Origin of the sequence: Treponema pallidum subsp. pallidum str. Nichols (assembly GCF_000410535.2) — a bacterium.
GTDB classification, from domain to species: Bacteria; Spirochaetota; Spirochaetia; order Treponematales; family Treponemataceae; genus Treponema; species Treponema pallidum.
The window spans coordinates 140,985-166,978 of sequence record NC_021490.2 but is presented as its reverse complement, the minus strand read 5'-3'; the positions used below and the strand labels follow the sequence as shown (position 1 = coordinate 166,978).

General features: G+C 54.9%; 21 protein-coding genes, 1 tRNA gene and 2 pseudogenes. 12 read left to right on the top strand and 12 right to left on the bottom strand.

Annotated elements, in window-relative coordinates; all coding sequences use genetic code 11:
- Window positions 1–33 precede the first annotated feature (33 nt).
- The 3 genes from TPANIC_RS00730 to TPANIC_RS00720 are packed head-to-tail and all read left to right on the top strand — an operon-like array spanning window position 34 to window position 3,435.
- Window positions 34–1,041 carry a thiamine ABC transporter substrate-binding protein gene (locus TPANIC_RS00730; protein ID WP_010881592.1) on the top strand — a complete coding sequence of 336 codons (1,008 nt, stop codon included), beginning with the start codon at window positions 34–36 and terminating at the stop codon, window positions 1,039–1,041.
- Window positions 1,038–2,780 carry an ABC transporter permease gene (locus tag TPANIC_RS00725; protein ID WP_237249924.1) on the top strand — a complete coding sequence of 581 codons (1,743 nt, stop codon included), beginning with the start codon at window positions 1,038–1,040 and terminating at the stop codon, window positions 2,778–2,780. The genes TPANIC_RS00730 and TPANIC_RS00725 overlap by 4 nt, the downstream gene beginning before the upstream one ends.
- Window positions 2,773–3,435 carry an ABC transporter ATP-binding protein gene (locus TPANIC_RS00720; protein WP_010881590.1) on the top strand — a complete coding sequence of 221 codons (663 nt, stop codon included), beginning with the start codon at window positions 2,773–2,775 and terminating at the stop codon, window positions 3,433–3,435. Before TPANIC_RS00725 ends, TPANIC_RS00720 begins: the two co-directional genes overlap by 8 nt.
- On the opposite strand, the gene TPANIC_RS00715 is transcribed toward TPANIC_RS00720, so the two are convergent.
- Entirely contained in the window at window positions 3,386–3,919 is a 534-nt protein-coding gene (locus TPANIC_RS00715; RefSeq protein WP_010881589.1) for a methylated-DNA--[protein]-cysteine S-methyltransferase, read from the bottom strand. The genes TPANIC_RS00720 and TPANIC_RS00715 overlap by 50 nt on opposite strands.
- Window positions 3,920–4,090: 171 nt before the next feature.
- Here TPANIC_RS00715 and TPANIC_RS00710 point away from each other — a divergent pair, with 171 nt between their 5' ends.
- The 3 genes from TPANIC_RS00710 to TPANIC_RS00700 are packed head-to-tail and all read left to right on the top strand — an operon-like array spanning window position 4,091 to window position 7,295.
- Complete coding sequence (locus tag TPANIC_RS00710) at window positions 4,091–5,818, top strand: TrkH family potassium uptake protein (protein WP_010881588.1); 1,728 nt, start codon at window positions 4,091–4,093, stop codon at window positions 5,816–5,818.
- 39 nt (window positions 5,819–5,857) lie between these two features.
- Entirely contained in the window at window positions 5,858–6,550 is a 693-nt protein-coding gene (locus TPANIC_RS00705) for a potassium channel family protein (protein WP_010881587.1), read from the top strand.
- A 7-nt stretch (window positions 6,551–6,557) separates the two neighbouring features.
- Window positions 6,558–7,295 (top strand): hypothetical protein, encoded by a 738-nt coding sequence (locus TPANIC_RS00700; protein ID WP_010881586.1) that lies wholly within the window; start codon window positions 6,558–6,560, stop codon window positions 7,293–7,295.
- Here TPANIC_RS00700 and TPANIC_RS05560 read toward each other — a convergent pair.
- From TPANIC_RS05560 to TPANIC_RS05460, 4 genes and pseudogenes are all read right to left on the bottom strand, one after another.
- Window positions 7,242–7,436, bottom strand: a pseudogene (locus TPANIC_RS05560) (major outer sheath C-terminal domain-containing protein); the annotation flags it as partial. The gene TPANIC_RS00700 and the pseudogene TPANIC_RS05560 overlap by 54 nt on opposite strands.
- 112 nt (window positions 7,437–7,548) lie before the next feature.
- Entirely contained in the window at window positions 7,549–9,021 is a 1,473-nt protein-coding gene (locus TPANIC_RS00695; RefSeq protein WP_237253590.1) for a hypothetical protein, read from the bottom strand.
- A gap of 138 nt (window positions 9,022–9,159) precedes the next feature.
- A tRNA-Val gene (locus TPANIC_RS00690) sits at window positions 9,160–9,232 on the bottom strand.
- Between the two features lie 152 nt (window positions 9,233–9,384).
- Window positions 9,385–9,957 carry a hypothetical protein gene (locus TPANIC_RS05460; protein WP_175393424.1) on the bottom strand — a complete coding sequence of 191 codons (573 nt, stop codon included), beginning with the start codon at window positions 9,955–9,957 and terminating at the stop codon, window positions 9,385–9,387.
- Window positions 9,958–10,269: 312 nt separating this feature from the next.
- On the opposite strand from TPANIC_RS05460, the gene TPANIC_RS00680 reads away from it, so the two are divergent.
- From TPANIC_RS00680 to TPANIC_RS00665, 3 genes are all read left to right on the top strand, one after another.
- Window positions 10,270–11,400 (top strand): hypothetical protein, encoded by a 1,131-nt coding sequence (locus TPANIC_RS00680; protein ID WP_010881582.1) that lies wholly within the window; start codon window positions 10,270–10,272, stop codon window positions 11,398–11,400.
- Window positions 11,400–12,629, top strand: a complete 1,230-nt coding sequence (locus TPANIC_RS00675; protein ID WP_175393423.1) for a hypothetical protein — start codon at window positions 11,400–11,402, stop codon at window positions 12,627–12,629. Before TPANIC_RS00680 ends, TPANIC_RS00675 begins: the two co-directional genes overlap by 1 nt.
- A gap of 239 nt (window positions 12,630–12,868) precedes the next feature.
- Window positions 12,869–14,665, top strand: a complete 1,797-nt coding sequence (locus TPANIC_RS00665) for a major outer sheath N-terminal domain-containing protein (protein WP_010881566.1) — start codon at window positions 12,869–12,871, stop codon at window positions 14,663–14,665.
- Between the two features lie 819 nt (window positions 14,666–15,484).
- Here TPANIC_RS00665 and TPANIC_RS05200 read toward each other — a convergent pair.
- The 4 genes and pseudogenes from TPANIC_RS05200 to TPANIC_RS05550 all read right to left on the bottom strand — a co-directional run.
- Window positions 15,485–15,961 carry a hypothetical protein gene (locus TPANIC_RS05200; RefSeq protein ID WP_010881578.1) on the bottom strand — a complete coding sequence of 159 codons (477 nt, stop codon included), beginning with the start codon at window positions 15,959–15,961 and terminating at the stop codon, window positions 15,485–15,487.
- Window positions 15,946–16,293 (bottom strand): hypothetical protein, encoded by a 348-nt coding sequence (locus TPANIC_RS00655; protein ID WP_010881577.1) that lies wholly within the window; start codon window positions 16,291–16,293, stop codon window positions 15,946–15,948. The genes TPANIC_RS05200 and TPANIC_RS00655 overlap by 16 nt, the downstream gene beginning before the upstream one ends.
- 188 nt (window positions 16,294–16,481) lie before the next feature.
- The gene (locus tag TPANIC_RS05555) at window positions 16,482–16,862 is read right to left on the bottom strand and encodes a DUF2715 domain-containing protein (protein ID WP_175608052.1); all 381 of its coding nucleotides are present in this window, start codon (window positions 16,860–16,862) and stop codon (window positions 16,482–16,484) included.
- 44 nt (window positions 16,863–16,906) lie between these two features.
- Window positions 16,907–17,134: pseudogene (locus TPANIC_RS05550) on the bottom strand (DUF2715 domain-containing protein); the annotation flags it as partial.
- A gap of 700 nt (window positions 17,135–17,834) precedes the next feature.
- Here TPANIC_RS05550 and TPANIC_RS05545 point away from each other — a divergent pair.
- Window positions 17,835–18,158, top strand: a complete 324-nt coding sequence (locus TPANIC_RS05545) for a major outer sheath C-terminal domain-containing protein (RefSeq protein WP_014342772.1) — start codon at window positions 17,835–17,837, stop codon at window positions 18,156–18,158.
- Between the two features lie 526 nt (window positions 18,159–18,684).
- The gene (locus TPANIC_RS00635) at window positions 18,685–19,356 is read left to right on the top strand and encodes a hypothetical protein (protein WP_014342713.1); all 672 of its coding nucleotides are present in this window, start codon (window positions 18,685–18,687) and stop codon (window positions 19,354–19,356) included.
- Window positions 19,357–19,419: 63 nt separating this feature from the next.
- Here TPANIC_RS00635 and TPANIC_RS00630 read toward each other — a convergent pair whose 3' ends face one another.
- The 3 genes from TPANIC_RS00630 to TPANIC_RS00620 form a co-directional block, all read right to left on the bottom strand.
- Complete coding sequence (locus tag TPANIC_RS00630) at window positions 19,420–20,214, bottom strand: exodeoxyribonuclease III (protein ID WP_010881574.1); 795 nt, start codon at window positions 20,212–20,214, stop codon at window positions 19,420–19,422.
- Between the two features lie 76 nt (window positions 20,215–20,290).
- Complete coding sequence (gene ychF / locus TPANIC_RS00625) at window positions 20,291–21,397, bottom strand: redox-regulated ATPase YchF (protein ID WP_010881573.1); 1,107 nt, start codon at window positions 21,395–21,397, stop codon at window positions 20,291–20,293.
- A 13-nt stretch (window positions 21,398–21,410) separates the two neighbouring features.
- Window positions 21,411–23,981: a tetratricopeptide repeat protein gene (locus TPANIC_RS00620; RefSeq protein WP_010881572.1), complete on the bottom strand. Its 2,571-nt coding sequence runs from the start codon at window positions 23,979–23,981 to the stop codon at window positions 21,411–21,413.
- A 105-nt stretch (window positions 23,982–24,086) separates the two neighbouring features.
- Here TPANIC_RS00620 and TPANIC_RS00615 point away from each other — a divergent pair, with 105 nt between their 5' ends.
- On the top strand, window positions 24,087–25,943 hold the full coding sequence (locus tag TPANIC_RS00615; protein ID WP_010881571.1) for a phosphoenolpyruvate carboxykinase (GTP): 1,857 nt from the start codon (window positions 24,087–24,089) through the stop codon (window positions 25,941–25,943).
- The last annotated feature ends 51 nt before the right edge of the window (window positions 25,944–25,994 follow it).

Genomic DNA, 25,994 nt, shown 5'->3' with positions numbered 1-25,994 from the left:
GAGCTATGCTATAGTCCCCGGCGGGGAGAGGCTATGGCTCACCGTATGCGTGTTGTCTTCTGCTGCGCTGCAGCGTTGTCGCTCTGCTGCTGTAGTCGCAGCCGGACGGACGCGCCGTCGCTTGTTATCTATGTCTACGACTCCTTTGCTTCTGAATGGGGACCTGGCCCTGAACTTGCGCGGCGCTTCTACGCGAAAACAGGGTATTCCGTTCAGTACGTGGTGTTTGAGGACGTCACGCGCGCTATTCATCGTGCCATCCGCGATCAGCACACGCCGTCATCCAGAGGTGCCGATCTTATCATCGGGGTTGACCAATACACCCTCCCCCTTGCGCGTGAAGCAGATCTCTTCAGTCCCTACCAACCGGCCCTTCCGCTTCCTCACGCCTTGCGCATAGACCCACACAACCTCGCAGTCCCCTATGACTGGGGGTACGTCGCCTTCATGTTCAACACAGACGCTGCGCTTCCCGAGCCACAGCGGCTTTCAGATCTTGCAAATCCCGTCTACGCAAAAAGCATTGCACTTGCAGACCCGCATACTAACGTGCTTGGTACGATCTTTATCGGTTGGGCCCACACATCACTCGGCGCTGCATGGCCTGCGTTCTGGAATACGCTCTATCGCGCGAATCTCCTTGCGCTCGCCCCGAGCTGGAGCGCCGCATACGGCTTGTTCACCGCAGGGGAAGCCGCACTGGTACTTAGTTACACCACAAGTGCAGCGTACCACCTGCACCATGACAACCATACGCGCTTTAAACCTCTCCTCTTTCCCGAGGGCCACCCCATGCATATCGAAGGTATTAGCCTGGTGAAGCGTACGAAACATGCGCGGGTTGCTACTCAGTTTATCGACTTTCTGCTCAGCACTGAAGCGCAGGAGCTCCTTCCCCTCACTCAGTGGATGTACCCGGCCAATCCTGACGTACCGTTGCCTGCCGCATTCTCTGCAGTCCCTCAACCTGCTGCCTGCGTGTCTCTCTCGCCGCAGATGTGCCGCGCTGCAGCAGCGGCATTACACGCATCAACCCCATGACCACGCTCTTACATCCGTGCCGCCGCTCGTGTGCGTCTGGAGCTCTCTATCTGACAAGAGGAAGGGACGCGCGCAACTACTGTGTTGCTCTCATCTGTGCGTTGTGCTTCTCGCTGAGTATAGGCACATTCCTTATCCCCGTGTTCACGGCGGGAAGCGCCTTTTTCTCTAAACCGAGATTAGAAAACACTGCGGCACATCCCTCACCGGGAACTTTGCAGACAGGTTCCCCCATCACTCCTTTCTTCCTCCCTCCCGGCACGCCTGGTGCCGCACGCTTTGGGGCACTGTTCGCGCAGAGCGTTTTTCAAGCACTCTGCTCAGCGGTGCTCGCGTGCGCAGTAGGTTTTGGTGCCGCGTTTTTTTTTGTAAAACGCTCCCTTCGCGCGCGGGCGCTTTTTCCTGCACTCTGTGCCATACCACTTGCCATCCCGCCCTTAACCATGGCGCTGGCATTTCTTCTTTCCTTCGGGAAAAATGGTTTGTGCACGCGTACGCTCGGCACACTCTGGGGTGTCTCTACGCCACGCACCTTTTTATATTCTGCCTCTGGCGTGGTGATTGCGCACGCCTGGTATAATTTTCCCCTCGCACTCGCTATCATCGCTAGAGCCTGGAATACCATCTCCGCAGACGCTGAAGACGCCGCGCGCCTGTTAGGCGCGCGCGCGTATAGAGTTTTCTATACCATCACCCTTCCTGCACTCGCCGGCGCACTGCGTTCTTCCTTTCTTGTTATTTTTTTGTACTGCTTTTTCAGCCTCATGATGGTGCTCTTACTCGGCGGCACAACGTTCACCACGTTGGAAGTGGAGCTCTATCGCAGTATACGAACACAGGCTGCACACCCCTACGCGAGTACCCTCGCACTGAGTCAGACGTTTTACGCACTGCTTATGATCTGGGGCGTTTCCACAGAAGAATCGCAGCAGGCGCAGTCGTGCGTAGCGCGCACACGCCCTCTGCCCACACAAAGCATACAGGGAAACATTGAGCGCATAGGATTTTTTGCACTGCTGTGCGGAATTCTTTTTTTTCTCATTCTCCCTCTTTTTTCTCTTGTTCTTCACTCAATAACGCGCCACCGTGCAGGAAGGACCGTATCGTTCACCCTCACTGCATGGCACACCCTTTTTTCTGCGCCATCGTTCTGGCATGCGCTGCGCAGCACCATATGGATCGGCTTTTGGAGTTTTTGCGTCACTGTCGGTAGCGTGCTGTGTTACGGATATATGGTACTCATGCGACACGTTTCCAGATGGAAAACACGCCTACCCTTTCTACCCCTCGCAGTTTCTCCTATGGTGCTCGCCTTTGGCTGGTCGCTCATGCCGCGGTGTGCTTCGCGCATACTCTTGGTGTGTGCCCAAAGTGCACTTGCATTTCCCTTCGCATGGTTGTCACTGTACTCAACGCTCATGCGCATTCCTACACCTGTTATTTTTACAGGACAGATGTTGTCGCGCAACCGACTAGATTTTTTCTTACGTACTATATGCCCCTTGTGTAAAAAAGGAATTGTAAGTGCTGGCGTATACGCCTTTGCACTCAGTGCGGCGGACGCTGCATTTCCGCTCGTGTTAGAAATTCCTGACTTTCAAAGCGTAGCATTACTGCTTTACCGTCTCTCGAGCACATACCGTTTTGCAGAAAGCTCTGCGCTTGCTCTGGTGCTATCGCTTGCAAGCAGCGTGCTTTTAATAGGCGTACACCGATGTAAGGAATACTCCTATGGATAATAGGCCGTACGTAGTAGTACAAGAACTGACAAAAGTATGGGAAGAAAAAAGGATCAGCCTGTCTTTCTCGCTGAGGCAAGGCACATCGCTCGCACTGTTAGGCGCATCTGGCTGCGGCAAGTCCACCATTCTAAAAATGATTGCAGGCCTTATCACTCCAGATCATGGATCGGTTTTTATCGCCGGAACAAACGTAACTCATTGGGCTCCTGCACGTCGGAGAATTGGAATGATATGCCAAGATTTTGCGCTGTTTCCTCACCTCTCTCTTGAAGACAATATAGGCTACGGATTAGTTTCCCAGGGACTCACAAAAAAAACTGCGCGCGTGCATGCTCGGGAGTGGATGGCACGCTTTGGTTTACAGAACATGGAGACACGATCGGTAACCACGCTGTCCCATGGGGAAAAGCAACGGGTGGCGCTTGCACGTAGCCTTGCGGTCCGCCCTGCGCTCATATTGTTTGACGAAGCGCTTTCTGCAATAGACGCAGATTTACGGACTACGTTGCAAGGAGAGCTGCGCGCGCTGCAGCGTTCACTTGGGTACACTGCAGTCTACGTCACGCACGACAGTACAGAAGCGGCAGCCCTTGCGGACACCGTCATTCACATGCGCACACAGCCGCCTCTTGCTGCAGCAAAAAATGCTTGAGAGCACTCCCGTACGCAAAACCGCCGATTGATGCACGCGCACTTATTACCCGATGGCAAGGAATAAGCAAAAGCAGCGGGTTGCGATGCAATGCCTGCCCAACTGCGCGTGCGGCGCGTGGACAGCCGATGTCCTGTGAAAGCTGTGCATAGCTTTTTGTCGTGCCGTACGCGATGTTGCGCGTGGCGCCCCAGACGCGTTGCATAAAAGGCGTGCCCTCTACCGTGACCGGTACTGAAAACTCGCGCAGCGCTCCACAAAAGTAAGCGTGAATTTGGGACTGCGTCTCACGCAAGAGCGCCGTTTTACCCGGGCACACGTGCTGCGCGCACACACCAGATACAGGAGATCCTCTTGGACCAACCCGATGGAACCACACATACACAATAGTGTGCGCTCGCTCGGCTATGCACATACGACCGAGCGGTGTTTCCATCTCTAGATACAGCAAGGGAAAACGTATCCCACCCTGATGCACAGACATTGCCTGTCTCTCTCCCCCTCCACGAACACAGATATCCTCGTTTTTCAAAGAAAAACTACATCTGATCTTTACGACCTATGTGTTCTTATCGTGTTCGTATATGCGTACGAGCTCGCTCGTGCACCCTCCCTATACAGACAGAGACTTGAGCTCTCCTGAAAAATAGCTATAATGCGCCCCATGCATATTGGCAATCTCACTCATCTTACGATGCTCGTGTTGTGCCTTGCGATTCGTTTGTGTGATCAATTCCTCCCGTTCTCGGTGCAGTTTTTCACGATTGTAGGAGACGTGGGGATCTTGGTGCTTGTATGGTCTTCCCTTGCTTCTTCCCTGAACAAAGAGAAGTATGTGCGCACCTTTCTGCGCCAGTACACCGTACCAGTGTTCCTTGGATTGCTCATCACGCTCCTTACCTTCGTGCGTGCAAGTGTGACGCTTACCACTGCCTCCGGTGATCTTTACACCACGCTGACACATATACAGAATATTACGCTCGGTATCTTTGCACTCATCGCCTTCAAAGCACAAAAGAAGTTTGCAGAGCGGGCAGTATCTAATCCATCACAGACGTTAATTGTTTCCTTTTTGGTGGTAATTTTCATAGGCACACATCTTCTGATGTTTCCCGGTGCCACGCCGCATAGTCAGCCCCTCCCCATGCTGACTGCCTTGTTCACTGCAACATCCGCGGTATGCGTGACAGGGCTCTCGGTCATTGACGTTGCAACGCAGCTGAGTACGTGGGGAAAAGCCATCCTCGCTGCACTCATTCAGATTGGGGGACTAGGATTTATGGTGTTTTCGTTTTTTGGTATGATCACCATAAAGAAAAAGATGAGCCTCGAAAGCAGACTCGTCGCCTCGCATCTGGTGAGCGACAGTGACATGGGCAGCCTATCCCATAACCTAAAGCTCATTATTTTCTCAACCTTTTTCATTGAAGCGCTCAGTGCGCTGTTTCTATTCGTCGGTTTTAGCCAAACAGAAGGCTATACCATACAGTCTCTCGGCAATGCCTACTTCCATGCGATATCTGCGTTTTGCAATGCGGGGTTCTCCCTGTACCCAAACAGTTTGGAATCGTTCGTTTCCAACCCATGGATAACGTTCCCCATTGCCTTTACCATCATATTGGGGGGAATCAGTTTTGTGGTCATCGATGAAGTACTGTGCCGTGTCCACGGAAGTATCAAAAACATTTTTTTTAAGGGAAAAAATATCCTCGGCTCTCTCAGCCTGAATACTTTTGTCGTGTTGAAAGCAACTGTTCTGCTTCTTGCTGTTTCTTTTGTTGGTATCTATCTACTCGAACATACTCACTCCATGAAAGTCTATCAGGTAGGCACGCAGTACCTGGCCGCCTTTTTTCAAGCGGTGACGCTGCGAACGGCAGGATTTTCTACTATCCCGTTTTCAAACCTCCGTACGGCGACGTTGTTTTTTATGACCTTTATTATGTTCGTAGGAGGAGCGTCAGGGAGCACGGCAGGGGGGATCAAACTTAATACAGCGGCAGCGATTATCGCTTCTTTTCGCTCATTCATCCATCATGATCCAAAGCCACGCATTAGAAATTTAGTTATTCAGGGTAAGCAGGTTGAGCGGTCGTTTCTTATTCTAGGGTTCGGTATTTGCACAGTGTGCCTTGCAGGTTTCTGCTTGAGTTTGACGGATAACATCCCGTTCATTTACCTTTTGTTCGAGTCGGTTTCTGCATTCGCAACGGTTGGTCTTTCAGTTGGGATAACTGCCAATCTCAGTACTGCAGGGCTGATGATCCTCTTAATTCTCATGTTTACCGGCAGGGTAGGAACCTTGACTATTTTAACTGCAGCAAGTAAAGAAGAACAGGATATGAGCGTCGAATACGCGTGTGGGGACTTAGCCATTGGTTGATGCGCGTAACGTGTGCATGCGCGACGTGAAAGGAACATCATGGCAGTGAAGAGAAATTTTGCTGTGGTCGGCTTAGGGGCTTTTGGCTATCGCGTTTGCGAGGTACTTGTCCAAGGTGGGGGAAGTGTTGTCGCGATAGACAACAATGCCCAGACCGTTGAGAAGGTCAAAAAGGTTGTATCCGTTGCTATTCTCATAGACACCACAAGCGAAACAGAGCTCATGAAAGCGCCGCTGGATGACGTAGACGTCGCAATCGTTGCTATTGGAACCAATCTGCAGGCGAGCATTCTTACCACAGCGCTGTTGAAGCAACGGGATATTCCTTACATCCTTGCGCGTGCAACTTCTCCAATACACGAAACTATCTTGCGCAAGATAGGCGCAAACGAAATCCTAAACATCGAAGTAGCGAGTGCTACAACCATCGCCAAGCGATTGGTTGCTCCTGACGTCACGGATGCCATTGCTATGACAGACGATATTTCCTTACGGGAAATTGTTGCGCCACGCTTTTTTACCGACAAAACACTTGAAGAACTGGAATTGAGAGAAAAGTTTAACGTGAAGATTGTGGCAGTGGTGCGCACAGATATGGATATCGACCCGACGGGAAACTCCCTTCCGAAAAAGAATATTTACTACCCGGATAACGCGTTCACCTTCAGACGTGCCGATCGGATGTTTGTGCTTGGCCACAATCGTGATTTGCGGGAATTAACCCAAATCTGAGCGTTGGGTGCAGCCGCCGCGCCCAGCCTGTCAAGACGAAGGAACTCATGGAAAGGAGGTGTGTATGCTCTTGATACAGAAGAAGCGTCTGCTAGTCGTGTTAATAGTCTCCTTCCTCTCCATTCTTTTTTCTGCCGGGTATGCGTTCCGTATAGGGATGTTGCATGCGCACAAGGGATCGGCTGAAACCATTTTGTTTTATGGATTCGTTGCTGCTGCTTTTCACTTCATTTTGTCCCTTTATCTTATGCTTCACGCGCATCACAAAAAGAAAGAGTTGTTGAAGCTTGCGGACATGCTGCGTTATGGGGGGAGTATTGGAGAGAGTCATTTTAAAAAGTTTGGTGTATTAGGAACGCAGATACAGTTCCTTCTCAAGGAACTCCTTGCGCTTTCAGCGCAAAAGAGCTTGAAGATTGCCGCGCTCAGCGGTTTGCAAAGAGCACTGACAGAGCTTATCCCCACACCAGTTATTATCATCGACTTGAACGGAACTATCCTCGATATGACAAAGGGCGCACGCAAACGAGTGCAGCGCGCAGACAAAACCCTCACGATTGAACATATCTTTCCGGCAACAGACAGTACACGCGCAGTCCAAGAAGCGGAAAAGACGCACACGCCCGTGGAGCAAGAGGGGGGCATTGTGTTCATCCCAGTTTTCTCGGCAGTTGGTAACATTTCGCACTTTTTAGTGGATATTTCTAAGCAACCCGCTTCGGACGAACCCCTGTCCCTCGCGTGAGCACACCCACCGAGGGACAGTCCCTACGAATTGACAACGCTCCGTCACGTTCTTCTCTATCACTACATTGCTGTTCTCTTGTAGCTTGCCTTGCTCCCAGCTCAGCCGAATCTCCACCTTCTCTAACGGACTGACCACTACCCCACACTCGTAATACCCACAATATTCCTTGCTCCACTTCGTAGCAGGAGCAGCAGGGGGAAGTAAATGGCTGGGGGTAGGGCTTGCTCAGATGAAGAAAGAAAACACCCCGTTACTCGCGGTTCCAGGAGCACGTGGTGGTGTCAAACTTCCACAGCCCCGTGTAGGTGTCGCTCGACTCCCCCACTGCGGCGTAGAGGTCTGGACGCTGCGTGCTGCTGGTCCCTCCGCTGGAACTGCTGGCGTTTGCAGGACAGCCCGCCCCACCCGCGGCGACACCGTTCCCACCGCCATTTTTTTCAACTACGTAGATTTTCTGCACGGCAAACCGACCGACCGTGCCCCGATACTGCTCGGCGCTCGCTTTGGGCGTGGGGCTCGACTCGCCCCACTGGCCCGGACTCTTGTGCACATTGCTCTCTTTCAATCGCATGCAGGTGCCGTTCGTACCGCTGGAGTTCGCTTCCAGCTTTATTTCCCCGTAGCCCCGACTGCCGCCGATGAGCAAGTATTCGCAGCCGTTGTGTTTAAAAATCGCAAGACACAGCGGGTCGTCCACCCCGTGCGCCACCTCGCATCCCGCATTCGTCGAGGAGGAGGAAGAAGAAGAAGGGGAAGAGGGACACTGGGCTGGTGACGACGCAGCGGAGGAAGCGGTGTCCTGCTTTCTGCAGTACACTTTTTCTTTGGTGAGAATGTAGTGATAGCACCCGTCGCTGACGCTTGCCAGAATGGGCGTGGAAAAGGAACAGGAAGCTTTGGTGTACTCCGAGGAACCCCCACCCCCGCTGCTGCCTCCGCCGCCACCGCCACCGGGACACTGCGCCGGTCCCGCGCTGGACGAGCCGTTTTTGGTGTAGAGGTGCTTGGTGGTCACCACGTACCCCTCACCCATATCGAGAAACTGTTCGTCCGTGTTTTCTACCTTAATGTGAATGCACGAGCTGCTACTCGAGGAGGAGCCACCCCCCCCTCCCCCGCAACCGCAGTTCCCATTATTCCCCGTGCCTCCCGGCACGAGCCAGATGTGAATGCACGAGCTGCTACTCGAGGAGGAGCCACCCCCCCCTCCCCCGCAACCGCAGTTCCCATTATTCCCCGTGCCTCCCGGCACGAGCCAGAAGGGCTTGGACGTTCCCCCCACGAGCGTCGCATGCTGCGAGCAGGTTTCAGTCGAGGGGCTTGCCGTTGTGCCGGTGCTTGAGCTGCCCGCGCCATTTACGCAGTGTTTGTAAACGCCCGTGCCAGGCACGCAGGCGAGGACGAACGTGTTCCCGTCGGTGGCAATGCTCATAACCTTTTTATCCGAGTCAGTGGGAACGGACGAGGAAGACACTTTCTGCCACGACCCAGTGCCGTTCAGCTCCTTTTCCCAAAGCCGGCCGTTGGTGGCGTAGAGCTTGCTCCCGGCCTTGACCAGGCCATAAATCGCCCCCGGGATGGACGGCGTTTTAATGGGCACTTCCGACTGAATTGCCGCAAAGATGCCAGTGAAATCGCACGTGGTCAGCAAACTCGTGCTGAGTAGACACACCACCGCGCGCACCACCGTGCACACCCGGCGCCTCATATACTGCGTATCCATCGTACTCCTCCCCACACACAAAACGCCCTCTTCTCGGAACGCGCACACACCCTGAAAAGACACGAACAGGAGGTGGGAACCCACACCCGCTGCCAGCCCAGTCGTCCTTTATCCGATAGCAGAAACGCGGCTGCATGTTGGGCGCTAACGGGTTTGAACCGCTGACCTCTTGGGTGTAAACCAAGCGCTCTGCCCGCTGAGCTAAGCGCCCTGCGTATTGTTTTGGTATGCGACCGCGCGCGACGCACAAGCGCGCCGTGCACGCAGTGCCTGTACCGCCTTCCATGATACCCCGACACTGCGCGGCGCGCAACACGATGTACTGCATTCGGCGGCATGCCCAGGACTCGGCGGATGCGCGCGTCAGAGGTGATAGCGGATATCTACCCCGGCGGTGACAAACTGCGCAGTGCGCGTGTTAGTCTGCTCTCTCTCTTCTTCAACCACTTTTTCGCACGACCGGGGTACGCCGCTATATGCAGCACTGGCACCCAAGGACCAGCGCTCTGTCAGCTGAAGGTAACAGCCGGCCCCTGCTTTGAGCAAAAGACCGTAGTACGTAGACGTGTAGTAGTGCTGGTAGCTGAAGCCGGCCCCCACCGTCAGCGGCAGACGGATGCGCCAGAAGGCGAGCGTGTAACTTGCATTCAGCGTTACAGGAACGGCAAGGTAGGAACACAGCCGCTCCTTCTCGTAATAGAACGGATAACTGCAGGAGTGCTGCGCGCTCGCATCAATCCCGAGCGACAAGCCGCGATACACAAAATACTCGTATCCAAAAGACACCCCAAACGCGGGGTAAACTTCCTTATTCCCGTTGGCTGCAACGCCCCCAGATCCCCGCGGGCGGTATTGCACCAGTCCACCTGGAAAAGGGGCACCGCGCCAATAAACGAAACGCGCGCGATCCCCCGCCCCGCGGCGGTTACATCCCACGATGCGGCAGGCGCCACCTCCTGCGCATACGCTGCACCCGCGGCAACACCCACCCCGCAGGCGCAGACCTGCAGAAAGCGTATCCCGTGTGCCGCGCACTGTTTTAGCTGTTTCATACGTTTTTTCGCTCCACACCTTTCAAAAAGCTGCGGGCAACCCACACAGCCTTCCAAAATTCTACCCCCCCCCGGCCAACATTTGTCGAGTTCTTTTTTTGCAGGAGGGTCGCGCCCCGCGCACCACCGCTGCATACCCAGTGCGCGCCTGTAACATTCTGACCGGGGAGGTGTTTTCTCACACCGGGGAGGTTTTATGTGCAAACCGCGCGTGTGGCGCATCGCCCACACCATCGTCCATGTAGGCGCGTTGCTGCTCGGCACCAGCCAGCTGACAACCTGTGATTTCTCCGGCATTTTTGCCACCATTCAGCAGGAAGTTGCCATTAAGTCGCCGTCTATTCCGGGGGCGATTTATGGCCTGGTCAAGGCCGGGGATAAGCTCTATGCCACCAACGGTCGGCTTTGGGAAAAGGAGCTGAACGGCATTAAGTGGAAGCCGGTGCCTTTTCTTGACGGCCAAGATAAGCGAATTGATAGCCTTGCAGCCAGCAACACGTGCGTATTTGCCTGTGTTTCAGGAGACGGTGTGTACAAATACACCGCCGGCACCACCTCTTCGCAGAAGGAGAGTAATACGGATAAAGCGCAGGCGGTGGTACAGATGTCGGACGGAAAAGTGGTCCTGCAGTGTGCCTTGGGGGATGAAAAGACGACCCCGAGCGACGCAGACGAAAGGTTGCTGGGGGGCGGCCAGGGCTACCTCGTCACATCCAAGGGATTTTACACCCTCCCAGGGTCAGCCTCCTGCGAGGTTATCTCCGAAACAAAGGACGTCACCTGTAAGGCAGAGGCGCCGATCCTCGCCAGCGCCTGCGATGGCAGCAATACCTATATCCTTACCAAGGACAAGGTGTACTGCCGGTATACGAACGGCTCAGGGAGCACCCCCACTACGTGGTGCGACGTGGAACACAAGGTATCAGAGCCGCTTGCGCTTGCAGTGTTCAAAAATAAGGGTGAGACGTTCTTGCTCGTTGGGGGACAGCAGGGATACGGGGAAATAAAAATAGCCACGGCAAGCGGCAGCTCCTCTTCTTCCTCATGCGTTCCCCTCACGGCGGAAAACGTGCACGCCACCACCGGGTGGGGCGCCAACTGCTCCACCCCGGAAGGCAGCGCCGAGCAGTATCGTAGTACGATCGGCCGCTGGGCAGTGAGCGGTATTTACGTAATCAAAAAAGACACTAGCGGTGGGCGGAAAAAGCGGAGCACCTCAACAGACTGCGAAAGACCAGACCTCTACGTGGCGGTGGGGGATGCGAGCGACACCTACACCGGGCTCTGGAAGTTCGACACCGCTACGAATACCTGGAATCGCGAGTGATGGCGCGCAGCAGATGCGTGCACCGCGTGGTGCACCAGGCAGCGTGCATCGGGGTGATAGGCCTGAGCACCAGCGCGCTGACCACGTGCGATTTCACTGGCATCTTTGTGGCCATCCAGTCGGAAGTGCCCATTAAAACGCCGTCTATTCCGGGGGCGATTTATGGCCTGGTCAAGGCCGGGAGCAAGCTCTATGCCACCAACGGCCAGCTTTGGAAAAAGAACGTAGCAGAAGAAGGTAAAGACTGGGAGCGGGAGTCCTGTTTCGACTCGGTGATAGGCGACAGCCGCATCACGAGCCTTGCGGCAGACAACGGCGAGAATGGCGTGCTCGTTGCCTGCATTCTTGGCAAGGGGGCGTACAAGTGGTCGCAGGGTAGCGCCGACCAGACAAGCGGAAATCCGTCTGCCCTGAGTGGCACAGAAAAAGCACTCAGCGTGGTAGGGACCGGGACATCATGCGTGTACCTTAACCACACGGATGATAAGGTTGGGGAAACCAGTAGTTCGGAAAGTGGTGGAATGACTGCGTCAGGAGAAACGAATGAGTTCTGCCTGCACGCCGGTAACGGGTTTTTAGTTACCACCAAAAAGGTGTGTGTCGGTAGTGATGGTTCTCCCGTGGCAAAGAGTGATGGCGAAGAACCAGTTCCGCCGATTCTTGCGGCAACTGACGACGGGAGCGGGCACGTTTATATCCTCACGAAAGACAAGGTGTACTGCAAAAAAGTTAATCAAAGCGAAGGGAAAATTCAGGATTGCCCACAGTCTGCCGCAGCAGCGCCGGAGCCAACCGGGGCACACAGTGTTGCCCATAAGGTAGCAGACGCGCACTCCATAGCGTTCTTCAAAAACGGCAGCGACGAGTTCTTGCTCATCGGGGGCCGGCAGGGCTACGGAGAGATAAAGCTGGAAAGAGGTTCAGGAAGCAACGGGAACGGAGCACAGTGCGTCCACCTGAAGGAAGAGAATGTACACGATCAAACCGGCTGGCATGAGAAGGGCTCCACCCCGAAAGGCAGCGCCGAGCAGTATCGTAGTACGATCGGCCGCTGGGCAGTGAGCGGTATTTACGTAATCAAAAAAAGCACTAGCGGTGGGCGGGGAAAGCGGAGCACCTCAACAGACTGCGAAAGACCAGACCTCTACGTGGCGGTGGGAGACACGAACGATACGTACACCGGGCTGTGGAGGTTTGACTCCGCCGCGCAAAAGTGGAACCGCGAATGAGTGGCTCTAACCCTACGCTTCCCCTACTCCCGCGCGTACGGCGGGGCAGGCGTAGGGCGTAATTTTGAAAAATCGAGCAGATTCTCAGTACAAAAAGAGGGTATAGGTGCGCCGGGTTCTGCGCGTACCGCTTTGCAGTTCAAATTGTTTTTGCTTTCCCGCCTCTTTTTTATTTTTACGTCACATATTCCCTAGACGGGTGGGGGGGGGTGAGGTAGAAGTGAGAGGAGGGGGAGTGAGTGGGCAGGCAGGTGATGCAAGCGGGGGTACTTGCGGGCATGGTATGTGCTGCTTCTGGTTATGCAGGCGTACTCACTCCGCAGGTCAGTGGCACAGCCCAGCTCCAGTGGGGCATTGCGTTCCAGAAGAATCCACGCACTGGCCCGGGCAAGCACACCCATGGGTTTCGCACTACCAATAGTCTGACTATTTCCCTGCCGTTGGTGTCAAAGCACACCCACACCCGCCGAGGGGAGGCACGCTCAGGGGTGTGGGCACAGCTGCAGCTGAAGGACCTGGCAGTAGAGCTTGCGTCTTCTAAAAGCTCAACGGCCCTGTCCTTTACCAAACCTACCGCTTCCTTCCAGGCAACCCTGCACTGTTATGGGGCCTACCTGACAGTGGGTACCAGTCCTTCCTGTGTGGTTAACTTTGCCCAGCTGTGGAAACCCTTTGTCACCCGTGCCTATTCAGAAAAGGACACTCGCTATGCCCCTGGTTTCTCCGGCTCCGGGGCAAAACTCGGCTACCAGGCCCACAATGTGGGAAACAGCGGAGTAGATGTGGACATCGGTTTCCTCTCCTTCCTTTCCAATGGTGCCTGGGATAGTACTGACACCACGCACAGCAAGTATGGCTTCGGGGCCGATGCAACGCTTTCCTATGGCGTCGACCGTCAGCGGCTGCTTACGTTGGAGCTGGCAGGGAATGCCACACTGGACCAGAACTACGTTAAGGGTACCGAAGACTCCAAGAACGAAAACAAAACAGCACTCCTGTGGGGAGTAGGAGGCCGACTCACCCTCGAACCAGGCGCCGGCTTCCGCTTCTCCTTCGCCCTCGACGCCGGTAACCAACACCAGAGTAACGCACATGCTCAGACCCAAGAGAGAGCTATCCTCAAAGCAAGGGAAGTGTTTAGACGGGTGGAGGGGAAACTCGTGCAGAACCTTCCCAATATCATGATGCCACCAGGAATCACCGAACAAACCACTCTCATAGAGATGGTAGGACTTGCTGCTTTGATTGCAGAAGGAACGCTCGGCAGCGCCATTCAAACCGTGCTAGCCGCTGGCGCGCTCGCGGCGCTTGTATCGCAACTTGTACCGAACATAGAGCAAGGAGTACGTGATGTCTTCCGCTCTTCCGATCCAAGAGTTGTCACTGCTAAACTTCTCGCTTTCCTTGAGCGCGCACCTATGAACGCGCTCAACATAGACGCGCTCCTGCGTATGCAGTGGAAGTGGCTCTCTTCTGGCATATACTTTGCCACCGCAGGCACTAATATCTTTGGCAAACGCGTCTTTGCTACCACTCGTGCGCACTACTTTGATTTTGCCGGATTCCTTAAGCTCGAAACCAAAAGCGGTGACCCCTACACCCACCTGCTCACCGGCCTGAACGCCGGCGTCGAAGCACGCGTGTACATCCCCCTCACCTACATCCGTTACAGAAATAACGGAGGGTACGAACTGAATGGAGCTGTGCCCCCTGGGACTATCAATATGCCAATTTTGGGGAAGGCGTGGTGCAGCTATCGCATCCCCCTCGGTTCCCACGCCTGGCTTGCACCACACACATCCGTGCTCGGCACAACCAATCGCTTTAACATTATTAACCCCGCGGGCAACCTGTTGAATGAACGAGCGCTCCAGTACCAGGTGGGACTGACGTTCAGTCCCTTCGAGAAGGTGGAGCTCAGCGCCCAGTGGGAACAGGGCGTGCTTGCTGACGCTCCTTACATGGGCATTGCCGAGAGCATCTGGTCCGAACGCCACTTCGGCACCCTTGTCTGCGGAATGAAAGTGACATGGTAAAAACGCGTGCACTCCCCGTGCGTTAGCGGCTATGCCACAGCCCGAGCCGGAGCCGACATCAACTTCCCGGTGTGGGACGTCCGCCCGCATCGAAGGCCAGCAATGTGTTTAAAGACGTCTTTCTCACCAATGCCATGGACATGCAGACGCACGACTGCGCACGCTCCATGGGGCATAAGAAAAACGGAGCGAATGGCGACATAGGCGCAGACTGTGTGAGTGTGGAGACCCGTTCAGCCTCTCAGGCGATGCCGTGGGCATTGCATCTGAAACTGGTGGCGCCGGAGCCCTCAGGCAAGGAGGCACACATTAAGGGACAGACGCGACCTGCCTCATACCGACTGGGAGGGCAAAGACAGTCAGGGCAAGGCCCCAGCAGGAACTCCCAGCACGTACGGCGGTACGAACAAAAAGGCCACGCCCCCTGCTGCTCCTGCTGCTCCTACGAAGTGGAAGGCAGAATATTGCTGAGTATGCCCGCGCGGAAATAAGACGAACGTACGAACCCTCGTCTACTCAGAAAACCCGAGCCCTACCCGCAGCCGCAGCCGCAGCCGCAGTCAACAACGACATCTTATAGGATGCAGGCGTACATGCCCGTCCACTACACGGTCCTGACCGGACCCCAAGCCCCAGCCGCAGCCAACATCAACTTCCCGGTATGGGGATGCCTCACGCACATCGCAGGCCAGCAATGTATTTCAGGGAGTATTTCTCAACATGGCCATGACCGCACACGACTGCGCCAGCCTCGTGGGGCGTAAGAAAGACGGAGCGCAGGGCACCGTAGGCGCGGACTGCGTGAATGTGGAGGCTCGTTTAGCTTCTCAGACGTGTCGGGGGCATTGCATCCGATGGTGGCGCCATCAAGCAGGGAAGGTGCGCACTGGGAGGGCAAAGACAGCAAGGGCGTCGTCCAAGCAGGAGCAAACCACAGCACGTACGGCGGTACGAACAAAAAAGCTGCTGCTGCAGCCCCTGCTCCTGGTACGAAGTGGAGCACAAGAACAGGACACGCGCGCACATCCCCTTCACACAAAAAACCTCGTTCCACGCCCGAGCCCGAGCCGGAGCCGCAGTGCCAGCCGCAGCCGACGACATCTTATAGGACGCAGGCGTACATGCCTGTCCATTACAAAGTCCTAAAAGCCCACGCCCGAGCCCCAGCCGACATCCACTTCCCGGTGTGGGACGTCCGCCCGCATCGAAGGCCAGCAATGTATTCGAGGGAGTATTTCTCGCTAGAAACATAGCCATGCGAGAGCACGACTGCGCAAACCTCACGGGGCATTGCATCTGAAAAAAATGGTGGCGCCCAACCCCTCAAGCAGGGAGGACGCGTGCACTGGAGCTAGGCGCAGCCCCCCTAACACCGACTGGGAGGGCAAACCAAACGGCAACGTCCCAGCAGGAGTAACCCCCAGCACGTACGGCGGTACGAACAAGCAAGCTGCTGCGGTCCCCGGCGTCGTCCCTGGTGCGGTTCCTGCTCTTACGAAGTGGGAGGCAGGAACAAGACACGCGCGCACATCCCCCTCACACAAAAAACCTCGTTCCACGCCCGAGCCGTACCCCCAGCCCGAGTTGACATCTACTTCTCGGCTCGCAGTCGCCCGGAGGAACTCCACACTGTCTAGCGGCTATGCCCAAGCAGCCGGAGCCGCAGCCGGAGTCCCAGCCCTACCCGGAGCCGCAGCCCACAACGAAGTTCCATAGGACCGTACGTACATGCCCGTCCATTGGAAAGCCCCAGCCCCAGCCCCAGCCCCAGCCAACAACGCCATCTTATGGGAAGGAGAGCGGCTCACCGGAGGCCCTACACGCGGAATACCGGCCCTATGCGTACCGCGTAGGGGACGCGCACATCCGTCCGCATTGAAATGCCAAGTGAGGCCGTAAGCGCACACTCAATACCCCAGCGCTTGGCAAGGTAATACGAAACCCCCACATGGAGCGGAATTGCGTAACAGCTTTGCATACCGTAAAGCAGGTAATCTGCGGTAAGGGCCGGATCACGCACCAATGCCTCCAAGACCGTGCACGGGAACACGGTGTTGGAGGCAACAGTAGTCCCCTGCTCATTTTTCGTGTAGGGCTCGTACTGCGCGTCATCGACCGTTGCACTACACTCGATTCCCGAAGCGATAGAGACGTACCCCCCCCCCAGCCGAACCGCAAGGAATAGCCCACCACACACTGGCTGCGAAACATAAGGCGCGTGAGTGCCGCATCCAAATTCACCCGGAACAACAGGCCGTTATCCGCCTGATAGCCTATATCCACGCCAAAAAGCGGGGTACGCGGCGCGTAGTACCATATCTTCGGAGCAATCTTAGTACCGTCGGCCTGCTTGACCGCTTTACCCACCGTGTCAGGACCGCCCAATGCTTCTCCATACACGCCAAGCTTTGGGGAAACAAACACGTACCCGGCATAACAGGGTTGTACACTCAACAGGCAACACAGCATCACACTTTTGGACATATCCATTCCCCATCCTAGCATGGTGCAGTCTTTTCACCCAGGGTGTCCCTGTTCCCCCTGCTGCTGCAGTTCCTGGTACGAAGTAGAGCAATGTATTTCAGGGTGTCTTTCTCACCACACCCATGCAGAAGGACGACTGCATCTGGGGCATTGCATATGAAAATGGTGGCGCCCAACCCCTCAAGCAGGGAGGACATGCGCACTGAGGGATAGACGCGGCCTGCCTCACACCGACTGGGAGGGCAAGTCAAACACGGGCGCCCCAGCAGCAGGGACGCGCTGCGCGCACAAACGCACACAGGCGCGGTACGAACAAGAAAAACGATGCTGCTCCTACGAAGTGGAAGGCAGGATATTGTGGGTATCGCCCCAACGCACGCCGCACGTCTATTTCCCCCAGCCCAACCCCCAGCCAACATCTTATGGGTTGCGTGCCCGTCCACGCCCAAGCCCGAGCCCTGGCAGCCGGGGTCCCACCCGGAGCCCCTGATAAGATTTTAGACTCCTACTCTCCTTCGCACGAGAGTCCGGTCAGTCACCACCGTGCGCGTATATTCGGGGGAGTATTTCTCACCAATAACATGCTGCAGCACGACTGCGCAGTCAGACGTGGGGCATAAGAAAGAGAATGCAGCGAACGTCAATGGCACCGTGAGCGCCGGCACGCGGGGCATTGCATCCGAAGATGGTAGCGCCGGAAACCTCAAGCATGGAAAGCCGCGCGCAAAAGACGCAATTCCACCCTGACGGGGAGGGCAAGTCAAACACGGGCGCCGCCCGAGCAGGAAGAAACCACAGCGCCGCGTTTGCACGCTATGCTCCTGCTACGAAGTGGAAGGCAGAATATTGTGGGTATTACGAGTGTGGGGTAGTGGTCAGTCCGTTAGAGAAGGTGGAGATTCGGCTGAGCTGGGAGCAAGGCAAGCTACAAGAGAACAGCAATGTAGTGATAGAGAAGAACGTGACGGAGCGTTGGCAATTCGTAGGGGCATGTCGCTTGATTTGGTAGAGAACGGCATGCCCGTCTATTACTTCGCAGCCCGAGCCCAACTCCCAGCCGTAGCCCCAGCCAATGACATCTTATGGGACGCAGGCGTACATGCCCGTCCATTGGAACGCCTTCACCCAAGCCCGAGCCCTGCCCGGAGCCCCAGTCCCAGCCATCTACTTCCCGGTTGTAGTTACAATTCCACGCTTTCTGGCGACTATGCCCGAGCCGCAGCCGCAGCCGGGGCTGGAGTCGACATCAACTTCCCGGTGTATGGGGGTGTCTTGCACGCATCGCAGGCTAGTAATGTATTTCAGGGTGTCTTTCTCACCGATACCACACCCATGCGGACGCACGACATACCCCGCAGTCCCCTCGTGGGGCATAAGAAAAACGCAGCTCCCGATGGCATAGGCGCCTCACGCGCGTGCTGCCCAGCGCGCGAGAACGAACCCTTTAAAAAGGGTTCGACAAACAGCCGTGGGGGGGGGTAGAATGGAGTAGGTCCTCGACGAGACGCGTAAGAGGATCGGCGTTGGAGCGGGGTATGAAACAATTGAAGTGGTGGGCGGTCGGCCCGGTGCTGGGAATATGCGCGGGAGTGTGGGGAGCTGCACACCCGGTGCACGCGGACCCGTGGGACACTACTGCGGCGGGCCGGAGTACTATACGCCTTTCGGCCATGGGCGCGGTGCCCCTCTTTCAAGTGGATTGGTGTAACAGCGGTCGCGGGGACGACCGTAATGCCAACGCGCAAACCAACGGGCACAAGTACATCTACCCCGCGTTCAGTGCGGCGTTAGGGTTTGAACACTTTGTGTGCCGCGGCCTGTCGCTCGGGATTGACGCAAGTGTGCAGTACCATTGCAGCTATCCAAACAATACGTACAGTCCCACTACTCCGTACTATTACCTTGCAATTCCCGTTGCCCTCACTGCCGGGTACACGGTTGCCTTCTGGCGCATCCGCTTGCCACTGACGGTAGGGGCTGGCTTCAATTATCAGCATTACTACACGTCTACCTACTACGGTCTTGTGCTCAAGGCGGCAGCGGGGTGCTATTTTCAACTGACAGAGCACTGGTCCTTGGGGGTAAGCGCCACGTACAGCGGCGTACCCCGGTCATGCGAAAAGATTATTGAAGAAGATAGACAGCAGACCAACACGCGCACCGCACAGTTCATAGCCGCGGGTGTGGACGTTCGCTACCACCTCTGACGCTGCCTGTGCGCGCGGGTACGTCTTAGTTTGCGCGGACGTGCCGCTCACCCCGGAAACGGATTAGTCCGCGTACGTCAAACACACTGGGCAGTGATCCGATCCTGTCACCTCGGACAGTATCTGCGAAGAGGTCACGCGCGCTAAAAAGGCTTGGTCCACACACTGGTAATCGATGCGCCATCCAATGTTACGCGCGCGTGCACGGGCACGGTAGCTCCACCACGTGTACTGCTGCCCTTCTGTGCAGAAGGCTCGGAAGCTATCCGCATAGCCTGCCTCCGTAAATGTATCCATCCATGCACGCTCCTGAGGCAGGAATCCAGGATTCCCCTCATTTTCCTGAGGATGTGCCAGGTCGATTTCCTTATGCGCTATGTTGTAGTCACCACACAAGATCACGTGCTGCCCGGCCGTACGCTCTTCATCACAGAACGCACGAAACGCTGCGCAAAAATCAAGCTTATACGCGAGCCGCTTGCCCCCTTCCTGCGCATTCGGAAAATACGCGCTTACCACCGTCAGCTCGCCAAAGCGTGCCGCAAGCATCCGCCCCTCGCAGTCAAAAGCCGGAACCCCGAAGAAACGCACCGCATCTGGCGCGCGCTTACTGAACAGCGCCGTGCCACTGTATCCAGGACGCTGCGCACTGTGAAAATAGGTATAGTACGTACCCCCCGCCCCAGCACTCCAGACCGGAGCACGAAGCGCAGCACTCAGCTGCGACTCATGCGCTTTAATCTCCTGCAAACAGAGAACATCAGGCGCCTCACGCGCGAGCCAGCTGAGAAAATCTTTCCGCTCTATGGCACGAATTCCATTCACATTCCAAGATATGATACGCTGCACGGGACGCATTGTGCCTGCTTTCAAACGCAGAATCAAGGCTCACTGTATCGCACACGGCGCACAGACGGAACGGAGCGCCTGTGTTTCACACATTGAATTTAAAAAAGATAACGTCCCCGTCTTGCACCTCGTATTCCTTCCCCTCCTGCCGAACGCGGTTTGCCTCCCTCACCTTTGCCACACTCCCACAGGACGCAAGATCATCGAAAGAATACGTTTCTGCACGAATAAAACCACGCTCAAGGTCGCTGTGGATCACTCCTGCCGCGTGCGGTGCACGCAGCCCTGCCCGAATGGTCCACGCGCGACACTCCTCAGGCCCCGCGGTAAAAAAGGTACGCAACCCCATCAGGGAATACACTGCGCGCGCAAGCGCCGCACGTCCTGATTCGCGCAACCCTAATTCTTGCAAAAAGGCGTTTTGCTCTGCCACATCAGAAAGCTGCGCAAGCTCTGCTTCAAATTTTCCACACATAACAATTGCCTGCGTGTTATGCACACGTGCGTGCTCTTGCACCGCGCGCACGAAATCATTTCCGTACTGCATGCCGCTTTCGTCTGTATTGCACACGTACAGGTGCGGCTTCATTGTCAACAAGCGCATATCGCGCACCGCGTTGCGCTCCTCATCCGACAGCGGCGCCATACATGCCGCCTTTCCCATTTCTAAATATTCGCGCAGCGTATCGAGTGCCCGTAATACCAGCGTGCTTTCCTTTTGAAGGGACTTTCCCATACGCGACTCCTTTTGAGCACGCACAGCCCGTTTTTCTACCGAGGCCAGGTCTGCCAATGCCAGCTCTATATGCACCGTTTCAATATCTGAAAGAGGATCGACCTTATTATGTACATGAACGATATCCGTATGCTCAAAACAGCGCACCACATGTGCAAGTACTCCAACCTCTCGCACATGCGCAAGAAAACGATTGCCCAATCCCTCCCCCTGCGAGGCACCTTTTACCAAACCAGCAATATCCACACATTCAATGGAGGCATACACCGTTTTCTTTGGCCGAAAATGACCAGCCAGTGCTTCAAGACGCACATCAGGTACTGTCACCATACCCACGTTAGGTTCGATAGTACAAAAGGGATAATTCGCCGCCTCCACGACGTTTGCAGTGAGCGCGGAGAAAATTGTCGACTTCCCCACATTCGGCAGACCGATAATGCCACAATTGACCGCCATAGTGCCCCCTGCTTTAAATGAGTTTGTTTGCCTGCGCGGCGGCAAACAGTTTTGCATTCCAAAAGTTATCCTGCATGAACTGTGCGCGAACGGTATTTTCTGACATATACGCAACGCTGCGCTGCATCACTTTAAACGCCCTACTCAGGTGCGCTGTCGTGACAGCAGCCTCTGCGCCGTGCACGCGGTAGGACACATCATAGCAGAGGTACAGAAACAACGCAGCACTCGGATCACCTATTTGAAACGCGCGACGTGCAATGGCCTCAAGTTTTTGCTTATGGTGGTGGAATGTTTGCATATCCTCGGCACGGTGCAGATGCACCCTGCAATGGTAGTAATGAGCAAATACCGTACTGTGCTGCGCACTCACTGCAAACGCACACTGCCTGCCCCATACCAGATCTTCTGCGCAGGAGAACCCTGAGTAAATCGGCGTATCAAGAGAGAAGGACGGCACACATGGCTCGCGAGAGGTCGTTTCCTCAGGAAACGATTGAAACAACGTGGGATCGTCAAAACATTCTGCGCGGACATAGCTTTCTACAAGAAAGAGATATGCATCAGGGTATTGATCACACATGTCCTGAAACAGCGCGTGCGCTGCATACGACTTATCCGCAAGTAGCCGTGCATGTGCAGCCCACACTCTGCACAAGGGTTCTTGGTGTTCAAAGTACTGCAGTGCAAAATCGGCAGCCTCATCAAAACACCGACGCGCCTGTGCATACTCCCCGAGGCTGAGAGAAATTCTGCCCTGCATAAACAGACTGACAGTTTTCCATCGCTGCTCAAAATACGTGGATATCGCATCGGATAGCTTACTCAGAAAAAGCCGCGCCTGGGTAAAGTTATGCTGCAAAAAGTAGGTAATACTCAAATGAAAAAGCGCGGAACAGAGAAAATCACCGTCGCGCAGCTGTTCTGCATCATCGAGTGCATAGCCAAAATACACCAACGCGTCTTCAAATTTGCTCTGACCTATGGTTAGAAATCCTAAGAGGGAAAAGGTCCGGTATTCAGCGGACACAAAACGCCGCGCCTGCAGTGTTGTCAGACAAGCCTTTGCTTCTCTGAACGCGGCCTCTGCGTCTTCACGCATGCCCACCAGCAGCGTGTGTTGGTATACCTTTAACACTGCGCCGACATCCGTGCCGGTGTACTCTTCTACCTGTAGGTGCGCAATCTGCACGTCAGAATACGTATGAAACAAGCTGTGTAACACACAATCGGATGTGTATTTGTACTGAAGCTCCTGGAAAGTTCTGAGCAGATCCGTACTAGCACAAAGCGATCCTTCCTGATATTTCTTCCAAAGGAAGGAAGAAATACATTCGCGTATTACAGGCATTTTCACGCGCACACGCTTTTCTAGACTGTCGTGTACATCCTCTGGAATGGCATACGCGTTGTGCGGCACCATCGTCACCTGGGTACAAAACATTTTGTCAAATAAATCACCGACGAAGTCAGCATGTTTTTTCAAAAACAGAAAAAATTCCTCTATTTCGTCCGCGAAAATATAACGGGAGGCAAGCGAAAGCGTATACATGACTTCTGCTAGATCTTGCGGAATAGCTTCAATATCTGCGCAGGATGCAGGCAACCGCATAAGGGGAGAATGTGGACTGACGATCAGTACTTTCTCTGCCTGCTTTTGGCTCTCATGTCCAGCACAAGGGTCTACATAAATGGGCGGCGGCGCCGCATTTGGCGCCGCTTCGTAATAAAGCTTAAAGTACAGACCCACATACTGAAGAAATGCATCGGTTAAATATTGGGGAAAAGACGAATCATACCGCCGTCTTTTAAAAAAAGACACCGCAGCGCGCAGATGAAAAAAAAACGCACGCGTTTCCTCAGATAGCGTTGAGTAGACCGCTTCGGACAACGGATGGAGCGCCATGAAATTACACAGAGCACTCATGTATGAAGAAGTGGTACGCACAACTATGCAGTGCGTGGTTACCCCTTGTGGAAAAGGTTTTTCCGCACAAAGTGAAAGGAAACCATTAACCTGGTACATATTCAGCGCTGGCAGTGGCAAAAATTCAAGGTAATGCTTGAGAAGCTGTTTTGCACGAAAGGATGCAAAAAAACCACGGTCAGGAATCAGCGTACTGCGGTATGCATGGAAGCGATCTTCTATCAGACAGGGAGAAGCATCGTCAGCAACAACGTCCATGAGGATACGAAATTCCTTCACCTGCTTTTCGTATGTGTCCAGTGTTTGATACAGCGCACGCACGCAGCGTACCGCGGCGTATACAGAACCGAGACTGTGTGCTTCAAATGCAAAGATACGAACGGACGATGCCTCGTGGAGGGCAGCACCGTTGTGGACAGCGAACCTTCTCATACGCGCACATAGCGATTCGATGTCAGCAGGGAAGATGCGCGTCAGTTGATAGTAATAGGGAAGCTCAACGTAGATACATAGCATAAAAACCTCTTGCGCACCCCTGACGGTATCGGCACACGTCATCACTTTTTGAGAAAAACAACTGACAGGTAATAGACAGAGAGTGAAACGTCCTAGGTAAAGAACACCGCTCATGTCGGCTCCCTGCGGTGACAGAGACACTCGGTTTGAAGAGGTCTTTTTTATTTACCTTTAGCGCGCTATACTTCTGGGGCGATACGTGCCTGGAATACCCGTGCAGCACGCTACGCACCAAGGAGCGGCGTTATGGAACTTCACGAGATTGCCCACGCTCGAGCAAAGGCGTGGATAGAAGAGATGGTCGCACTCTGTGCCCCAGATACCGTCTACGTCTGCGACGGTTCGAAAAAAGAGTACGACACCATTATGCAGAAAATGGTGGATGCTGGCTTGGCTACCCCATTAAAAAAACGTAAGAACTGCTTCCTCTTTCGCTCACAGCCCTCCGACGTTGCGCGCGTCGAAGCGCGCACCTTCATCGCCTCAAAAAGGGAGGATGATGCAGGACCCACTAACCATTGGACCGATCCTGCAGAATTAAAAAAGACTATGACCGGTCTCTATTCCCAGTGCATGAAGGGCCGTACCATGTACGTCATTCCCTTTTCCATGGGACCGGTCGGCTCACCCATCTCTAAAAATGGCATCGAAATCACCGATTCTGAGTACGTCGTTTGCAACATGCACATCATGACACGCGTGGGTACCCGCGTGCTTGAGGCGTTGGGTACTGATGGTGAGTTCGTCCCCTGTTTGCACTCTGTGGGGAAGCCGTTAGGACCGGGCGTAACTGACGCAGGCCAGTGGCCCTGCGCGGATATGGAGCGCAAATACATCTCTCACTTTCCTGAAGAGCGCTTGGTTTGGTCTTTCGGTTCAGGATACGGAGGGAATGCCCTGTTGGGGAAAAAGTGTTTCGCATTACGCATCGCTTCAGTACTCGCACGAGACGAAGGGTGGCTTGCAGAGCACATGCTCATCCTTAAAATCACCAACCCTGCTGGAAAGACCAAGTACATTGGTGCGGCGTTTCCCTCTGCATGTGGCAAAACGAATCTGGCTATGATGATCCCTACCCTTCCTGGATGGAAGGTCGAGACCGTAGGCGATGACATCGCGTGGATGAAATTCGGAAAGGACGGCCGCCTGTACGCTATCAATCCTGAAGCGGGGTTCTTCGGCGTAGCACCAGGGACATCTGATTTCTCGAACAAGAATGCCATGGACTCTATCAAGGAAAACGCCATTTTCACCAACTGTGGTCTGACCGAAGACGGCGACGTGTGGTGGGAGGGTATCGGCTATCCCGCTAAAGGAACAATCATTGATTGGCACGGCGTGTCGCGCCCCGCACCTACACGCGATAAAAGTCCAAAAGGAGAAGAAATTGCGCATCCGAATGCGCGTTTTACCGCTCCTGCGCGACAGTGCCCTGCAATTGCAAGTAACTGGGAAGATCCCGAAGGGGTCCCTATCGACGCTTTTCTGTTTGGCGGCCGTCGCCCCAGTACGGTTCCCCTGGTGCATCAGGCCCGGGACTGGAATCACGGGGTGTTTCTAGGTTCCATCATCGGCTCGGAGGTAACTGCAGCAGTTATCTCTGACCAGGTAGGTCAGATTCGCCGAGACCCGTTCGCGATGCTCCCCTTCTGCGGCTACCATATGGCAGACTACTTTTCGCACTGGATTAAGCTCGGATCGCAGGCACGTGCCGAAAACCTGCCAAAGATTTTCTGCGTTAACTGGTTTCGTAAAGATGCAGAGGGCAACTTCCTGTGGCCCGGATATGGCGATAACAGCCGAGTACTCGCGTGGATCTTTGACCGCTGTGATGGTGTGGACAACGCGGTGGAAACAGCGATCGGTTGGATGCCCAAAGAGGGAGCCTTGAACACAGAGGGGTTAAACGTAAGCACGCAGGCAGTGAAAGAGCTTTTGTCGGTGGACATAGCCGGATGGAAAAAGGAAATTAAAGACATCCGAGAGAATCACTACCCAAAGTTTGGCGCGCGGCTGCCACAGCAGCTTCGCGATGCACTCGAGGTTTTGGAAGCTCGCATCAACGGCAGCGAGGGGGCTGCGTGCACGCGTGATATGTGTTAGCCGGTAGAGAGCGCGTCCTCTTTTCTCACCGTTCTGCGGCGCTGCGTGGGC

Excerpts from the sequence above, each read along its gene's own strand:
- TPANIC_RS00730 (WP_010881592.1), top strand. The coding sequence starts at position 34 with ATGGCTCACCGTATGCGTGTTGTCTTCTGCTGCGCTGCAGCGTTGTCG.
- TPANIC_RS00725 (WP_237249924.1), top strand. The coding sequence starts at position 1,038 with ATGACCACGCTCTTACATCCGTGCCGCCGCTCGTGTGCGTCTGGAGCT.
- TPANIC_RS00720 (WP_010881590.1), top strand. The coding sequence starts at position 2,773 with ATGGATAATAGGCCGTACGTAGTAGTACAAGAACTGACAAAAGTATGG.
- TPANIC_RS00715 (WP_010881589.1), bottom strand. The coding sequence starts at position 3,919 with ATGTCTGTGCATCAGGGTGGGATACGTTTTCCCTTGCTGTATCTAGAG.
- TPANIC_RS00710 (WP_010881588.1), top strand. The coding sequence starts at position 4,091 with ATGCGCCCCATGCATATTGGCAATCTCACTCATCTTACGATGCTCGTG.
- TPANIC_RS00705 (WP_010881587.1), top strand. The coding sequence starts at position 5,858 with ATGGCAGTGAAGAGAAATTTTGCTGTGGTCGGCTTAGGGGCTTTTGGC.
- TPANIC_RS00695 (WP_237253590.1), bottom strand. The coding sequence starts at position 9,021 with ATGGATACGCAGTATATGAGGCGCCGGGTGTGCACGGTGGTGCGCGCG.
- TPANIC_RS00680 (WP_010881582.1), top strand. The coding sequence starts at position 10,270 with ATGTGCAAACCGCGCGTGTGGCGCATCGCCCACACCATCGTCCATGTA.
- TPANIC_RS00675 (WP_175393423.1), top strand. The coding sequence starts at position 11,400 with ATGGCGCGCAGCAGATGCGTGCACCGCGTGGTGCACCAGGCAGCGTGC.
- TPANIC_RS05200 (WP_010881578.1), bottom strand. The coding sequence starts at position 15,961 with ATGCAATGCCCCGTGAGGTTTGCGCAGTCGTGCTCTCGCATGGCTATG.
- TPANIC_RS05545 (WP_014342772.1), top strand. The coding sequence starts at position 17,835 with ATGGTAGCGCCGGAAACCTCAAGCATGGAAAGCCGCGCGCAAAAGACG.
- TPANIC_RS00635 (WP_014342713.1), top strand. The coding sequence starts at position 18,685 with ATGAAACAATTGAAGTGGTGGGCGGTCGGCCCGGTGCTGGGAATATGC.
- TPANIC_RS00630 (WP_010881574.1), bottom strand. The coding sequence starts at position 20,214 with ATGCGTCCCGTGCAGCGTATCATATCTTGGAATGTGAATGGAATTCGT.
- ychF (WP_010881573.1), bottom strand. The coding sequence starts at position 21,397 with ATGGCGGTCAATTGTGGCATTATCGGTCTGCCGAATGTGGGGAAGTCG.
- TPANIC_RS00615 (WP_010881571.1), top strand. The coding sequence starts at position 24,087 with ATGGAACTTCACGAGATTGCCCACGCTCGAGCAAAGGCGTGGATAGAA.